The 14,334-nt window shown below is 70.6% G+C and carries 11 protein-coding genes; 7 read left to right on the top strand and 4 right to left on the bottom strand.

The window, feature by feature from the left end:
* Positions 1-26: 26 nt before the first annotated feature.
* The 3 genes from FBZ90_RS03575 (at position 27) to FBZ90_RS03585 (ending at position 3,388) form a co-directional block, all read left to right on the top strand.
* A complete protein-coding gene (locus FBZ90_RS03575) occupies positions 27-1,010 on the top strand; it encodes a hypothetical protein (protein WP_145729661.1) in 984 nt (327 codons plus the stop codon).
* Between the two features lie 339 nt (positions 1,011-1,349).
* A complete protein-coding gene (locus FBZ90_RS03580; RefSeq protein ID WP_186455589.1) occupies positions 1,350-2,921 on the top strand; it encodes an NAD(P)/FAD-dependent oxidoreductase in 1,572 nt (523 codons plus the stop codon).
* 26 nt (positions 2,922-2,947) lie between these two features.
* Positions 2,948-3,388, top strand: coding sequence for a c-type cytochrome (locus FBZ90_RS03585; RefSeq protein WP_246130134.1), 441 nt, complete (start codon positions 2,948-2,950; stop codon positions 3,386-3,388).
* A gap of 144 nt (positions 3,389-3,532) precedes the next feature.
* On the opposite strand, the gene FBZ90_RS03590 is transcribed toward FBZ90_RS03585, so the two are convergent.
* The 3 genes from FBZ90_RS03590 to FBZ90_RS03600 all read right to left on the bottom strand — a co-directional run bounded on the left by FBZ90_RS03590 (position 3,533) and on the right by FBZ90_RS03600 (position 6,137).
* Complete coding sequence (locus FBZ90_RS03590) at positions 3,533-4,792, bottom strand: CCA tRNA nucleotidyltransferase (RefSeq protein ID WP_145729663.1); 1,260 nt, start codon at positions 4,790-4,792, stop codon at positions 3,533-3,535.
* Between the two features lie 80 nt (positions 4,793-4,872).
* Positions 4,873-5,505 carry a CoA pyrophosphatase gene (locus tag FBZ90_RS03595; RefSeq protein WP_420872581.1) on the bottom strand — a complete coding sequence of 211 codons (633 nt, stop codon included), beginning with the start codon at positions 5,503-5,505 and terminating at the stop codon, positions 4,873-4,875.
* The gene (locus FBZ90_RS03600) at positions 5,502-6,137 is read right to left on the bottom strand and encodes a DUF1285 domain-containing protein (protein WP_145729665.1); all 636 of its coding nucleotides are present in this window, start codon (positions 6,135-6,137) and stop codon (positions 5,502-5,504) included. The genes FBZ90_RS03595 and FBZ90_RS03600 overlap by 4 nt, the downstream gene beginning before the upstream one ends.
* Positions 6,138-6,365: 228 nt before the next feature.
* Here FBZ90_RS03600 and FBZ90_RS03605 point away from each other — a divergent pair, with 228 nt between their 5' ends.
* The 4 genes from FBZ90_RS03605 to FBZ90_RS03620 are packed head-to-tail and all read left to right on the top strand — an operon-like array spanning position 6,366 to position 13,205.
* A complete protein-coding gene (locus FBZ90_RS03605; RefSeq protein ID WP_416211147.1) occupies positions 6,366-7,328 on the top strand; it encodes an AAA family ATPase in 963 nt (320 codons plus the stop codon).
* Between the two features lie 35 nt (positions 7,329-7,363).
* Positions 7,364-8,317, top strand: a complete 954-nt coding sequence (locus FBZ90_RS03610; RefSeq protein ID WP_246130135.1) for a DUF58 domain-containing protein — start codon at positions 7,364-7,366, stop codon at positions 8,315-8,317.
* The gene (locus tag FBZ90_RS03615; RefSeq protein WP_145729667.1) at positions 8,317-11,088 is read left to right on the top strand and encodes a DUF4159 domain-containing protein; all 2,772 of its coding nucleotides are present in this window, start codon (positions 8,317-8,319) and stop codon (positions 11,086-11,088) included. Before FBZ90_RS03610 ends, FBZ90_RS03615 begins: the two co-directional genes overlap by 1 nt.
* Entirely contained in the window at positions 11,085-13,205 is a 2,121-nt protein-coding gene (locus tag FBZ90_RS03620) for a hypothetical protein (protein WP_145729668.1), read from the top strand. Before FBZ90_RS03615 ends, FBZ90_RS03620 begins: the two co-directional genes overlap by 4 nt.
* Before the next feature lie 30 nt (positions 13,206-13,235).
* On the opposite strand, the gene FBZ90_RS03625 is transcribed toward FBZ90_RS03620, so the two are convergent.
* Positions 13,236-14,276, bottom strand: coding sequence for a hypothetical protein (locus FBZ90_RS03625; RefSeq protein ID WP_145729669.1), 1,041 nt, complete (start codon positions 14,274-14,276; stop codon positions 13,236-13,238).
* Positions 14,277-14,334 lie beyond the last annotated feature (58 nt).

Genomic DNA, 14,334 nt, shown 5'->3' on the forward strand with positions numbered 1-14,334 from the left:
CACAACCCCAGCGGGAGATACCCGTCATGAGCACGCCGACCGTAACCTACACCGACATTTTCGCCCCGAACTACTCCGTCACCGGCATCCGGCAGGACGGGGGCGATGGCCACCCGGTGATCATCACCGGCAGCTATCAGCAGAACGGCGGCGCCCCTCAAGGGTTGCTGTATCGCGGGCCGCTGTCGCCCACCGACAGCGACGGCTATATCTTCCTGACGCCCACCTTCCCCGGCCAGACCGTGACCTCGTCCATCTTCTACGGGCCCAACACCCCCTTGTTCGATCCCACACTGGGTAAGGGCAACATCCGGGCGGTCGGCAGCTACAAGTACAGCGAGGGCGGCAAAGCCGACCACGGCATGATCTACCAAGGCGCCCCGGACGGGTCGGGCACCTGGACCCAGATCGACGTGCCGGCGGACGTGGCCGGCGGCACCGTGGCCAACACCATTCCCCACAGCACCATGGGCGACCTGGTCGTGGGCAACTATGACGTGGCGGGCAAGCCGGCCTCTGGCAACGGCTTCATCCACAACCTGAAAACCGGGGCCTTCCAGATACTGGACATCGGGCCACTGGCCACGCTGTACGGCATTTGGCAAAACGCCGCCGACGGGCCCGCCGCCTATACCGTGGCCGGCGGCTACAAGAACGGCAAGGGCCTGAACGTGGGCCTGCTGGCCGACTATGACCCGGCCACCGGCGCGCTCAGCAACATCACGGAACTGAGCTACAAGAACCTGCCCGGCATCATCACCCATTTCGAAGGCATCACCGGCGTCCCCGGCGGCTATGCCCTGGCCGCCACCACCGATGCCGGGGCGGCCTTCGCCCATGTGGCCCGGGAGACGGGCGGCGGCTTCGGCGAAGCGCGCTGGCTGGCCAGCACCAACCCCGCCACCACCGGCCTCTGCACCGCCAATTCCATTCTGGGGAACACCCTGATCGGCATCTATCAGCCGGCCAGCGGCGGCATCCAAAGCTACGCCGCGACCCTGGGCGAATAGGCCCGCTGGTCCCCCGGCAATCGACCCGGCAATCGAATTGACAGCCCCGCCGGCCCATGTAACGCTGAATTCCGCTGTTGGACGCGGTTTCACGGGGGCCGGCGGCATGTCAGCGAAATTCCGTGAAGACGGGGCAAATCGGGCAGTTCATTTAATTAATTCAGACATCTAACCCGGCGATTCCATCGCGTTCGGTCGTTGGCGTCCCGTTCCCCGGCTTGGGGGGTGTCAGGTAGCCGGGCGGCAATGCCGCCGGCAAAAAATAAACAGAAAAATAAACAGGGAGACTCGCCGCCTTTCCAAAATAACGGAGGCGGAACGGGCATGGGTTTTAGGGACATGAAAAGGCGCGACCTGCTGGCCATGATCGGCACGGTGGCGGGCAGCGCCGTGATGTATCAGGCGGCCACCAGCCTGGGCCTGGCGGCGGAGACCACCTACACCGGCCCCATCAAGCTGGACGGCGACGCCAGGGGCGCCTCCGTCCTGATCCTGGGGGCCGGCGTGGCCGGCCTGGTCGCGGCCATCGAGCTGCGCAAGGCGGGCTACAAGGTCCAGGTGCTGGAGTACCGGGAAAAGGCCGGCGGCCGCAGCTGGTCCCTGCGTGGCGGCGACACCTACACCGAACTGGGCGGATTCAAGCAGACGGTGGGCTTCGATCCCGGGCTGTACATCAACCCCGGTCCCTGGCGCATTCCCTATCACCACCGCGCCGTGCTGGACTATTGCCACCGCTATGGCGTGGCGCTGGAACCGTTCAACCAGGTCAATTACAACGCCTACCTTCATTCCAGCCAAGCCTACGGCGGCAAGCCGCAGCGCTTCCGCGAGATCCAGGCCGACTACCACGGCCATGTGGCGGAACTGCTGGCCAAGCTGACCAACCAGCGGGCGCTGGACGGCACGGTGGGCAAGGAAGACCAGGAAAAGCTGCTGGAATCGCTGCGCGCCTGGGGCGGGCTGGACAAGAACTACGCCTATGCCGCCGGCCTGGAGTCCAGCAACGTGCGCGGCTATGCCAAGGCGCCGGGCGGCGGCGTGAACGGTGCGCCCGTCCCCTCCACCCCCGCCGGCCTCAGCGACGTGATGCAGGGTGGCCTGTGGCGCTTCCTGGGCATGGGGATGCGGGATGAGTTCCAGTCCACCATCTTCCAGCCGGTGGGCGGCATGGATCAGTTCCCCACCGCCCTGGCGCGGCAGGTGAAGGACCTGATCCGCTACAACACCAAGGTGACGGAGATCCGGCAGGACGACCACGGCGTCACCGTCACCTATACCGACACCGTGAAGGGCGGTGCGCCGCAGACGGCCAAGGCCGACTGGTGCCTATGCACCATCCCGCTGACGGTGCTGAGCCAGATCAAGCTGAACGTCGGCGCCAAGATGACCAACGCCATCAATGCCGTGCCCTATGAGGCCGCGGCCAAGGTGGGCCTGCAGTTCAAGCGCCGCTTCTGGGAACAGGACGAGGCCATCTACGGCGGCATCAGCTTCACCGACCTGCCCATCGCCATGATCGGCTATCCCAACAGCGGCTACGGCAGCCCGGGCAAGGGGGTGCTGCTGGGCACCTACGTCTTCGGCCCCTACGCCATGGAGTACACCGCCATGCCGCCGGAGGAGCGCGTGAAGCGCGCCCTGGCCTATGGCGCCCAGATCCACCCGCAATACATCAAGGAGTTCGACACCGGCGTGGCGGTGGGTTGGCACCGCGTGCCTTGGACCCTGGGCTGCCACGCCGCCTGGACGGAAGAGACGCGGGCCGCGCACTACCAGGATTTGTGCCAGGTGGACGGGCGCATCGCCCTGGCGGGTGAGCACGCCAGCTATATCACCGGCTGGCAGGAGGGGGCGGTCCTGTCCTCCCTCGACGCCATCACCCGCCTGCACAAGCGGGTCGTGACGGCCTGACGCCCCCCTATCGCGAGAGACCATCCATGACGATCCTCAAGTCTTTCACGGTGAAGGCGGCCGGCCTGACGGCACTGCTGACCGGCCTTTATGGGGCGGCGGGCATGCTGCCCCACGCCGCCCACGCCCAGGCGTCGGACGCCAGTTCCGCCGCCTTCGCCAGCCCCCGCCATTTCGGCCAGAGGGACGGCGCCGCGCTGTACCAGGCCATCTGCCAGGGCTGCCACATGCCGGACGCCAAGGGCGCCACCGGCGCCGGCACCTATCCCGCCCTGGCCGGTAATCCCAATCTGGAGGCGGCGGGCTATCCCGTCGCCATGGTGGTGCACGGCCAGCGCGCCATGCCGCCCATCGGCGAATTCCTGGACGACGAGCAGGTGGCGGCGGTGGTGAACTATGTCCGCACCCACTTCGGCAACCACTACACCGACGCGGTCACGGCGGCGGACGTGAAGGCGGCGCGTTAGACGTTCCCTCAATCGCCGGGCGGCGGACATCCGTCCGCCCAGGCTTGTCCTCGCTGCGCCCTGCGGTGCTCGCTCCGGCGGCCACGGTCGTGGCCTATAGCGGCACGAGTCACCATCTCGTGCCGCTGGCTCGTGCCGCTGGCGTTATTGCTTCGCGGGGCGAGGGATGGAGGCCAACCGCCGCTCCAGCTCCGCCAGGCAGGCATCGCGGTCGGGCTGGAAATCGTGGGCGATCCACCAGCGTTCCAACTCAGCCATCAGGCGGCCGACCTCCGGTCCCGGTGGCAAACCCCGGTCCAAAACGTCCTGTCCGCGCAGGGGAAAGGGGATTTCCCGCCAGGCGGATGCCTCGGCCAGGGGCTCGAACAGCTCGAAGGCCGGCGTGCCCATGCCCGCCGCCGACAGCAGCAGCACGGCGCGGTAGACTTCCGGTCCCAGGCGGTGCAAGGCGATTCGCCGCGACTTGAAGGGCAGCTCGGGATGGACATCCACCGCCGGCGCGGCGATGGCCTTAAGCCGTTCCCGCTGGAAGTTGGAGAAGCGCAAACGGTCGGCCACCGCCTCGGCCGCGCCGTGGGCCAAGGGGCCGGCGGGCAGCAAGGCGGCCAGGCGGGCCAGCGGCTCCGTCTCCCCCACCATCCATTCCAGGCGGTCCAGCGCGGCCAGCCGGTCCACCGCCATGGCCTGGGGCAGGACATGCTCCATGATTCCCTGGTCCACCATGATGCGCCAGACATCGGCGGCGCGGTCGGTGGCCAGCAGCTTCAACACCTCTTCCCGCACCCGCTCGCCGGACAGGCCACTGACCAGGGGCGCCAGTCGGGTGCAGGCGTCCAGCGCCACCGCGTCCGGCGGCCCCTTGCCCAGGCGGGCGTAGAAGCGGAAGAAGCGCAGCAGGCGCAGCACATCCTCACGGATGCGTGTCTCGGCGTCACCGATGAAGCGCACGCGCCCCGCCGTCAGGTCGGGCACGCCGCCGAAGGGGTCGTACAGTTCCCCATCCACCGTCAGCGACAGGGCGTTGAAGGTGAAGTCGCGGCGGGCGGCGTCGGCCAGCCAGTCGTCGGTGAAGGCCACCCGGGCGCTGCGGCCGAAGGTTTCCACATCCTGGCGCAGGGTGGTGATCTCGAACGTCTCGCTGCCGATGATGGCGGTGACGGTGCCGTGCTTCAGGCCCGTGGGGATGACGCGGATGCCATCGGCCTTCAGGCGGCGCATCACCTCCTCCGGCGGCAGCGGCGTGGCGATGTCGATGTCCGCCGCCTGCACCTCCAGCAGACAGTCGCGCACGCAGCCGCCGACGAATCGCGCCTCTTGCCCGGTGCGCATGAGCGATTGCAGGACGCGGCGGCTGGCCACGGAGGCCAAGGGGCCAGCGGGCACCAGGGAGCGGACGGAAGTCATGACGCCTAATGGTTGTATTTTGAGGGAAGTTTAGCAAGCCGATGATCAAGGGGCAACGCCCCCACCGGCGCGCGCCAGGATCAGTCGGGCACGCCCAGCACATCGCATAGGTTCACCAGCATCCCCGCCGTGGCGCCCCAGATGTAGCGCTCGTTGTAGGGGAAGACCCAGAAGTGGCGCAGCGCGCCCTTGAACTCCCGCGACTGGCGCTGACGGCTGCCGGGGTCGCGAATGAAGGCCAGCGGCACCTCGAACACCTCCTGCACCTCCGACGGGTCGGGCTGCAGGAAGAAGGGCGGCTGGACCAGGCCCACCACCGGCACCACACGGAACCCTGTGCGGGTGTAGTAGGTGTCCAGGCGCCCCACCACCTCCACCTGGGTGGGCGGCAGGCCCACCTCCTCCTCCGTTTCGCGCAAGGCCGTCGCCACGGCGTCGGTATCTTCCGGCTCAACCCGGCCGCCGGGGAAACTGATCTGGCCGCCATGGGCCGCCAGATGGGCGGTGCGCTGGGTCAGCAGCACGGTCATGCCGTCGGGCCGGTCGACCAGGGGAACCAGCACGGCGGCATCACGCACCGACGGGACATCGAACACGGCGTCCGGGATGTTGCCATCGCGGTCGCCCCGGGCGTTGATGCCAGGCCCCTCGAACGCGAAGGCCCCGTGCCAGCGCCCGGCGAAGGCGCGGCGGATCGCCGCCGCCGTGGTCACGCCGCCTCCAGCCGGAAGAACACACCCTGGCTCCATACCCCCGCGGGTCCATCACCCCCTCCCGCCTCCGTGGCACCGGCCAGGGCAAGATCGGCCAGTTCATAGAAGACGGGCCGGTTCAGCCGCGCCTCCAGCCCGCGGCCGATATCGCCGCGCACGTGGATATAGGGGCCGGGCTCCCCCGTTTCCGGGTCGATGGCCACCCGAATCGGATGCTCCGCCCCCGCCGTCACCCACTGGTCCAGGTTGGTGCGGAAGGACAGCGCCTGGTTCGGGCCCTCACCCTCCCGCCGCATCTCCACCGCCACGAAGGGCGCGTCGTCCACCCGGATGCGGCCGCGCTCCGCCGGGGTGATCAGCCAATAGTCGCCGGCCTCGTCCCGGCGCAGGACGGTGGCGAACAGCTTGACCAGGGGCAGCCGGCCGATGGGGCTGCCGTGGTAAAACCAGGTGCCGTCCCGGGCGATACGGATATCGTAGCCTTCGTCCGGGCGGGTGTCAGAAGCCCCGCCGTCCGGGGCCGCCGCCGCCCTTAAGCCGGCCAGATCGGCGGGGCCTTCGGCGGCGGGCGCGGCCGTGCCGGCCGTCTGCTGGCCGGCCTGGGAACCGGCATCGGGCTTGCTTTCCGTCATGACGCAATCAACCATCAAGCCGAATGGGCCACCCCCTCGACCTATCTGCCGAGGCGGGTGGACCGGAAAATTTTCCGATTTCGGCCACAAAGCTAGCATAAAGGGGGCTGGCATACAGGCCCGGAGCCGGCGTTTTTGGCATTGCTGGTGAACCATTCCCTGGGAGACCCCGTGTTGAGCATCACCGACCTGCCCCGTGACCACGTTTACCCGGATGCGAGCCTGGCCTTGGACATCGAAAACACCGGCCTGAAACTGGCCAGTGTGCGCGCCATGATCGGCCAGGCCATCTTCGGCCAGGAAGAGGTGATCGACCTTAGCCTCGTGACCCTGCTGGCCGGCGGCCACCTGTTGCTGGTGGGCGTGCCCGGCCTGGCCAAGACCCGCCTGGTGGAAACGCTGGGCACCGTGCTGGGCCTGGATGAACGCCGGGTGCAATGCACCCCCGACCTGATGCCGGCCGATATCCTGGGCTCCGAAGTTCTGGAGGAGGGGGAGCACGGCCGCCGCGCCTTCCGCTTCATCCCCGGCCCGGTCTTCGCCCAGCTGCTGATGGCCGACGAGATCAACCGCGCCAGCCCGCGCACGCAGTCCGCCCTGCTGCAGGCGATGCAGGAGGGCCGCGTGTCCGTGGCCGGGCAGTACCACCCCCTGCCCCGTCCCTTCCATGTGCTGGCGACCCAGAACCCGCTGGAACAGGAGGGCACCTACCCCCTGCCGGAGGCGCAGTTGGACCGCTTCCTGCTGCAGGTGGACGTGACCTATCCCGAGCGCGACGCCGAGCGGCTGATGATGATCGCCACCACCGGCGCCGCCTCCGCGACCGTGCGGCCCGTGCTGACGGCGGCGGAATTGCAGGCGGCCCAGGAGCTGGTGCGCCGGGTGCCGGTGGGCGACAGCGTGGTCGACGGCATCCTGGACCTGGTGCGCAGCGGCCGGCCCGAGACCAGTGACGTGGCGGAGGTGCGGCGGCACGTGGCCTGGGGCCCCGGCCCCCGCGCCGCCCAGGCCCTGATGCTGGCCAGCCGCGCCCGGGCCTTGATGGACGGCCGCTACACCCCGTCGCGGGATGACGTGGTGGCCTTGGCCAAGCCGGTGCTGCGCCACCGCATGGCGCTGAACTTCAGCGCGCGGGCCGAGGGCATCACCCTGGACGCCGTCATCGATCGTCTGTGCGCGCCGCTGGCCTGATGTCCGCCGCCCCCCCAAAGGCCCCCCAAAATCCCGTGCAGGCGAATCCGGCGCCGGCGGCCAGTCGGCTGCGCGACCGCGCCGACGCGCTGGCCCAGCGCCTGCCACCGCTGCTGGTGGCGGCGGAACGGGTGGCGGCCACCGTGTCGCCCGGCCTGCACGGCCGCCGCCGCGTCGGCACGGGCGAGGCGTTCTGGCAGTTCCGCCGCTATCAGCAGGGCGACGACACCGACCAGATCGACTGGCGCCAGTCGGCCAAGGGCGATCACGTCTACGTCCGGGAAAACGAGTGGGAGGCGGCGCAGACCGTCTGGCTATGGCGTGACGCCGGCCCGTCGATGGACTGGCGGTCGGACCGGGAGCTGCCCCTGAAGCGCGAGCGCGCCGACCTGCTGGCCCTGGCGCTGGCCTGCCTGCTGGTACGCGGCGGGGAGCGGGTGGGCCTGATGGGCGGTCCCCGCCCCCTGCCCGGCCGCCCGGCGCTGGAGCCGCTGGCCTTGGCCTTGACCCGCGCCCAGCCTGCCCCGCCACCGCCGGTGCCGCCCGCCCAGCCGCTGGCCCGCCATGCGCGGCTGGTGGTGATGGGCGACCTGCTGTCGCCGCTGGAGGACGTCCAGGCGGCCGTCGATTTCCATGCCGGCCATGGCGTGCGCGGCCACCTTCTGCAGATCCTCGATCCGGCGGAGGAAACGCTGCCCTATGACGGGCGGGTGGAGTTCCAGTCCGTGGCGGGGGCGATTGAGGGCGACCGGCGCCTGCTGGTGCCCCGGGTCGACGCCCTGCGCGACGCGTACCGGGAGCGGCTGGCCGCCCACCGCGCCGGCCTGGCCCAGATCGCCCGCGCCTGCGGCTGGTCTTTCTCCCTGCACCGCACCGATACGCCGCCGCAGGCCGCCCTGTTGGGCCTGTGGGGCGCCTTGTCCCAGGAAAGCCTGCGCAGTGCCGCCGCCCATTCCGGCGTGGCGCATATGAATGAGGGGGGCGTCTGATGGCCTTCGCCAGCCCGCTGGTGCTGTGGGCCCTGATCCTGCTGCCGGGCCTGTGGTGGCTGTTGCGCCTGACACCGCCGGCACCCAAGCGCGTCACCTTCCCCGCCTTGCGCCTGCTGCTGGGCCTGACCGCCAAGGAGGAGACGCCGGCGCGCACGCCCTGGTGGCTGTTGGTGCTGCGCCTGGCGCTGGGCGCCCTGCTAATCGTGGGCCTGGCCCGTCCCCTGCTGCACCCGGACGCGGCGCCGGCCCCCGGCAGCGCGCCCATGCTGCTGGTGGTCGACACCGGCTGGGCCGCCGGCCGCGACTGGCCGGAGCGGCAACAGGCGCTGGACCGGCTGGTGACCCAGGCCGAACGCCAGGACCGCCCGGTCCTGCTGCTGCCCACCGCCGCCGGCGCCGATGGGCAGGCGCCCCAGGTGCAGGGTCCCATGAGCGCCACGGCGGCCCGCCGCCTGGTGCAGGCCTTGGCGCCGCAGCCTTGGCCCAGCGACCGCGCGGCGGCCCTGGCGGCCCTGGACACGGCCCAGAAGACCGGCCCGCTGGCGGGGTTAGCCGCCGACAGCTACTGGCTGGCCGATGGCCTGAACGACGGCAGCGTGGCGGCGATGGCCGGCCGGTTGCGCGCCCTGGGTCGCGTCACGGTGCTGACCGCCGGCGCCGACCACAGCCCCCTGCTGCTGCGGGCGCCCAACAGCGATGCCCGCACCGATGGCGGCGCCCTGATGGTGCCGGTGGAACGGGCGGAGGGCGCGCAGGCCCAGCCCATCGCCGTGGAGGCGCTGGGCGAGGATGGCCGCGCCCTGGGCCGGTCCGAAGGCGTCTTCGCCCCGGGCGAACGTCAACTGACCCTGCCCCTGACCCTGCCCGGTGAATTGCGCAACGCCGCCGTCCGCCTGCATCTGGAAGAGCGCACCGGCGTGGGCGCCAGCCTGCTGCTGGATGACCGCTGGCGCCGCCGGCCCGTGGGCCTGGCCACCGCCGGGCCGGGCGGCGACAGCCAGCCGCTGCTGTCCAGCCTGTATTATCTGGACCGGGCGCTGGCGCCCTATGCCGAGGTGCGGCGCGGAACCATCCGCGCCCTGCTGGAGGGCGGCGTGTCCGTCCTGGTGCTGCCCGACACCGGCGCGTTGAGCGACAGCGACACGGACCGCGTCAGCCGGTGGATCGACCAGGGCGGCGTCCTGGTGCGCTTCGGCGGCACCCGCCTTGCCCATGAGCAGGAACCCATTGGCGCCGAAACCCTGCTGCCCGTCCGCCTGCGCGGGGGGGATCGCTCGCTGGGCGGCGCCCTGTCGTGGACCACGCCCGCCCACCTGTCGCCCTTCGACGACAAGAGCCCCTTCGCGGGGCTGGAGGTGCCGCCCGACGTGACCGTCAGCCGCCAGGTCCTGGCCGAGCCCGGCCCCGACCTGGGCGACAAGGTCTGGGCCCGGCTGGAGGACGGCACGCCGCTGGTGACGGGCGAGCGGCGGGGCAAGGGCTGGCTGGTCCTGGTGCACACCAGCGCCGATCCCGCCTGGTCCAACCTGGCCCTGTCCGGCCTGTATGTCGACATGCTGCGGCGCCTGGTGGCGCTCAGCGACGGCTTGCCGGGGGGCATCGGCGGCAATGCCGGCGGCGCCCTGCCGCCCCTGATGCTGCTGGATGGCCAGGGCCGGCTGGTCGCCCCTTCCGCCCTGGCTCAGCCGCTGGAGCCGGAGGGCAAGGACGGGATGGAGGTCCAGGTGGGCCCGCTGCACCCGCCGGGCTATTACGGCGTGGGGGATCGGCGCCGCGCCTTGAACCTGGCCGGGGCGGTGGCGCCGCTGGTGCCCATGCCCACCCTGGCCGGCGTCACCTACCAGGGTTTCGGCGGCATGCGGGAGACGGATTTGCGCCCCTGGTTCCTGGGCGTGGCGGCGGCGCTGTGGGTGGCGGACCTGTTCCTGTCGCTGTTCGTGCGCGGCCTGCTGCCCACATCGCTGCGGCCGTCGCCCGGCCGCAATTGGCGCCGGGGGGCGACGGCGGCCGCGCTGGCGCTGGCGACCGTGCTGGCGGCCCCGCGCGGACATGCCGCGACACCGGACAGTGAGATCGTGAAGGCCACCACCGCCAATTGGCTGGCCTACGTCGAGACGGGCGACCGCACCGCCGACGCCACCACCAAGGCCGGCCTGCTGGGCCTGGGCGAACAACTGAACCGCCGCACGGCGGTGGAGGTGGCCGGCGCCATGAGCGTGAACGTGGAGAAGGACGACCTGGCCCTGTTCCCCCTGCTGTACTGGGTGGTGACGCCGGGCCAGCCCTCCCTGTCGGACGCGGCGGTGGCCAAGCTGAACCAGTACCTGCACGCCGGCGGCATGATCCTGTTCGACACCCGCGACCAGGGCGCGCCCGACAGCGCCGTCCAGGCGCGGCTGCGCGACCTGACCCACGGCCTGGACGTGCCGCCCCTGGCCCCGGTGGGCCCCGACCATGTGCTAAGCCGCACCTTCTTCCTGATGCAGGATTTCCCCGGCCGGCAGGCCGGCGGCCAGGTGTGGGCGGAAGCGTCGGAGGGGCGGGTGAACGACGGCGTCTCGCCCGTGCTGGTCGGCGGCAACGACTGGGCCGGCGCCTGGGCCATCGATGGGCAGGGACGGCCGCTGAACGCCGTGGTGCCCGGGGGGGAGCGCCAGCGTGAGATGGCCTACCGCTTCGGCATCAACCTGGTGATGTACGCCCTGACCGGCAACTACAAGGCCGATCAGGTGCATGTGCCGGCGATTCTGGAGCGGCTGGGCCAATGATGAACCTGTTTTCCGGCCTCAGCGTCAGTTTCCAGCCCCTGCTGCCCCCCTGGCTGCTGATCCTGCTGGGCGTCCTGTCGCTCTTCGGCCTGGGCCTCATGGCGTGGCGGCGGGCGCGCGGCCTGACCTGGCGCGTGGCCACGCTGGCGGCGCTGGCCTTGCTGCTGCTGGACCCCGCCCTGGTGCGGGAGGACCGCCACCCGCTGAAGGACGTGGCCGTGGTGGTGGTCGACACCTCCGCCAGCCAGAAGGTGGGCCACCGGCAGGAGCGGACGGACGCAGCACTGGCCGCACTGAAGGCCAAGCTGTCCCAGGTGCCCGACCTGGACCTGCGGGTGGTGGAAACCGGCACCTCCACCGCCGGCGGCAAGGGGGAGGAGACCCGCGCCATCGACGCCCTGACCCAGGCCGTCGCCGACGTGCCCCGCCGCCGCCTGGCCGGCGCCATCCTGCTGACCGATGGGCAGGTGCATGACGTGCCGGACAAGCCGGACAGCCTGGCCGACCTGGGCCCCATCCACACCCTGCTGACGGGCGAGCATGGCGAGGGCGACCGCCGCCTGGTGCTGGTACGCGGCCCCAGCTACGGCATCGTCGGCAAGACGGTCACGGCCACCGTGCGGGTGGAGGACCTGCCGGCGGGAAAGGGGGCCGACAGCGCCCTGCTGACCATCCGCCAGGACGGCCAGCCCGAACGTCAGGTGCCGGTGCCGGTGGGGGAGGATGTGCCCCTGACCGTCACCGTGGGCCATGGCGGCCCCAACCTGCTGGAACTGTCGGTCAACGCCGGCCCGGCCGAGCTGTCCATGGCCAACAACCGCACCGCCTTCATCGTCAACGGCGTGCGCGATCGCTTGCGCGTGCTGCTGGTCTCGGGCGAGCCCCATGCCGGTGAGCGCACCTGGCGCGACCTGCTGAAGGCCGACCCGGCGGTGGACCTGGTGCACTTCACCATCCTGCGCTCGCAGGAGAAATCCGACAGCACGCCCATCCGCGAGCTGTCGCTGATCCAGTTCCCCATCCGCGAGCTGTTCGAGGTGAAGCTGAACGACTTCGACCTCGTCATCTTCGACCGCTATCGCCAGCGCAACGTCCTGCCCATGGGCTATCTGGCCAATATCGCGGAGTATGTGCGCAACGGCGGCGCCTTCCTGGAGGCCAGCGGCCCCGCCTATGCCACGCCGCTGTCGCTGTACCGCACGCCCCTGGGCGCGATCCTGCCGGGTGAGCCCACGGGCACGGTGACGGAACAGCCCTTCACCCCCACCCTGACCGAAGCCGGCCGCCGCCACCCGGTCACCGCCGGCCTGGACGGCTATGGCGACACGGCTCCCGCACAGGCCGGACAACAGAAGGCGCCCTGGGGCCGCTGGTTCCGGCAGATCGACATCGTGCCGCGCCAGGGCACGGTGGTCATGACCGGCGCCAACAACCAGCCGCTGGTGGTGCTGGACCGCGTGGGCAAGGGCCGCGTGGCCCAGATCGCGTCCGATCACATGTGGCTATGGTCGCGCGGCTTCGAGGGTGGCGGACCCGCTGCCGAGCTGCTGCGCCGCCTGGCCCACTGGCTGATGAAAGAGCCGGCGCTGGAGGAGGAAGACCTCAAGGCCCATGTGGACGGCGACCGCCTGGTGGTGGAACGCCGCTCGCTGAAGCCGGACGCCGATCCGGTGGAGGTGCGGTCCCCCAGCGACGCCGTCACCAGCCTGCCCCTGGTCGACAGCCCCGATGGTGTGGCGCGCGGCAGCCTAGAGGCGACCGAGCCCGGATTGTGGCGGGTGAAGGACGGCGACAGGACGGCGCTGGCCGTGGTCGGCGCGCTGAACCCGCCAGAGCTGGCCGACATGCGCACCACACCCGACCGCCTGGCCCCCCTGGCCAAGGCCACGGGCGGGGGCGTCTTTTGGCTGGTGGACCGGTCCGGCAATGGCGGCCTGCCCGACCTGCGCCGCGTGGACCCGGGGCAAAGCGCCGCCGGAAGCGGCTGGCTGGGCCTGCGGGCCAACGGCGACTACACCGTTACGGGCGTGGCCCGGGTGCCGCTGGTGCCGGCCTGGATCGCGCTGCTGGCGATGGCGGCCCTGCTGGTGCTGGGCTGGCGGCGCGAGGGCCGCTGACGGCCTATCGGCGGGCGGGCGGGTGACGCCTCAAGCCCCCCGCTGCCAAACCTTGGTCACCAGGAAGTGCTGCGCCAGGAAATGGTAGGTCTTCTTCAGACGGGCCTCCAACTCCGGCCCCCGTTCCACCGGCTCCCCATCCCAGGCATAGATCACGTCGTCCCACAGCATGAGGCGGGTGTGCAGCTCGTCACGCATGCGGCGGATGAAGGACACCTGGCTGTCATAGGACTTCAGCACCGCCATGATCTCGCCGGTCTGGGCGTCCAGCTGGGCGAAGATATCCTCGAAATCCAGGATGGGCTGCTTGACCAGGGCCATCATGCGGGACAGGTCCGACTGCATCTGGCGGTCGGTCTTGTAGATGCGTCCCGCCTGCCCCAGGCCGGTGATGATCTGCTGCAATTGGTGGTAACGGTCGCGCAACGCCTCGATATAGGACAGCTCGCGGGCGATGGACTCGACCTTGTCCACGATCTCCTGCTTGCGTTCCTCGGGGATGCCGAATCGGCGGGCCAGTTCGCTGAAGGCCTGTTGCGCCCGTTGCTTGGTCTGTGGATCCTCGACCACCTGTTCCAGTTGGCCGCGGTCGGTGACCAGGGTTTCCTTCCCCGTGATCCACGACACCAGCTGCACAGTGATGCGGCCGCGCGCGATCTGCAGGTGGCTGTCCTCCACCCGCCAGGACGCGGTGCCGTCCAACAGCTCACGCGGGATGCTGTCGCCGGGACGGATGGTCTTCACGTATTTCAGGCTACGCTCGACCACGCCCAGCAAGACGGCGTCGGAGCTGGTGTCGTCGATGCCGAAGGCCTCGCGCAGCGTGCGGAACGGGATTTTGCCCCACACATCCCCCAGTTGGACGTTGTAGACCGCCTCGTTGCTGTCATAGGCGAAGGAGAAGAAGGCGCCCGGAACGGAAAAGACCTTGTTCTCAAACAGGAAGTGGGTGCTGCGGCTGGCGTGCGCCTCGCTTGCGGCGGCGGCGGGCGCCCCGGCGGCCGGCGTCGCACCCTCGCCCGCGCCATCCTCCGCATCCACCGCCTGCGCCGGGAAGTCACGTGCCAACATCGTCTCCGGTCAGTTCCGCCCCAAACGGAGGCGCCCCCTTATCGACCTGGGGGGGCTT

It is taken from the genome of Nitrospirillum pindoramense (assembly GCF_007827955.1).
GTDB lineage: Bacteria > Pseudomonadota > Alphaproteobacteria > Azospirillales > Azospirillaceae > Nitrospirillum > Nitrospirillum amazonense_B.

Bases quoted from the DNA above. Each gene is read 5' to 3' on its own strand.
- FBZ90_RS03620 (WP_145729668.1), top strand. From the start codon at position 11,085: ATGATGAACCTGTTTTCCGGCCTCAGCGTCAGTTTCCAGCCCCTGCTG.
- FBZ90_RS03580 (WP_186455589.1), top strand. From the start codon at position 1,350: ATGAAAAGGCGCGACCTGCTGGCCATGATCGGCACGGTGGCGGGCAGC.
- FBZ90_RS03575 (WP_145729661.1), top strand. From the start codon at position 27: ATGAGCACGCCGACCGTAACCTACACCGACATTTTCGCCCCGAACTAC.
- FBZ90_RS03625 (WP_145729669.1), bottom strand. From the start codon at position 14,276: ATGTTGGCACGTGACTTCCCGGCGCAGGCGGTGGATGCGGAGGATGGC.
- FBZ90_RS03615 (WP_145729667.1), top strand. From the start codon at position 8,317: ATGGCCTTCGCCAGCCCGCTGGTGCTGTGGGCCCTGATCCTGCTGCCG.
- FBZ90_RS03590 (WP_145729663.1), bottom strand. From the start codon at position 4,792: ATGACTTCCGTCCGCTCCCTGGTGCCCGCTGGCCCCTTGGCCTCCGTG.
- FBZ90_RS03585 (WP_246130134.1), top strand. From the start codon at position 2,948: ATGACGATCCTCAAGTCTTTCACGGTGAAGGCGGCCGGCCTGACGGCA.
- FBZ90_RS03600 (WP_145729665.1), bottom strand. From the start codon at position 6,137: ATGACGGAAAGCAAGCCCGATGCCGGTTCCCAGGCCGGCCAGCAGACG.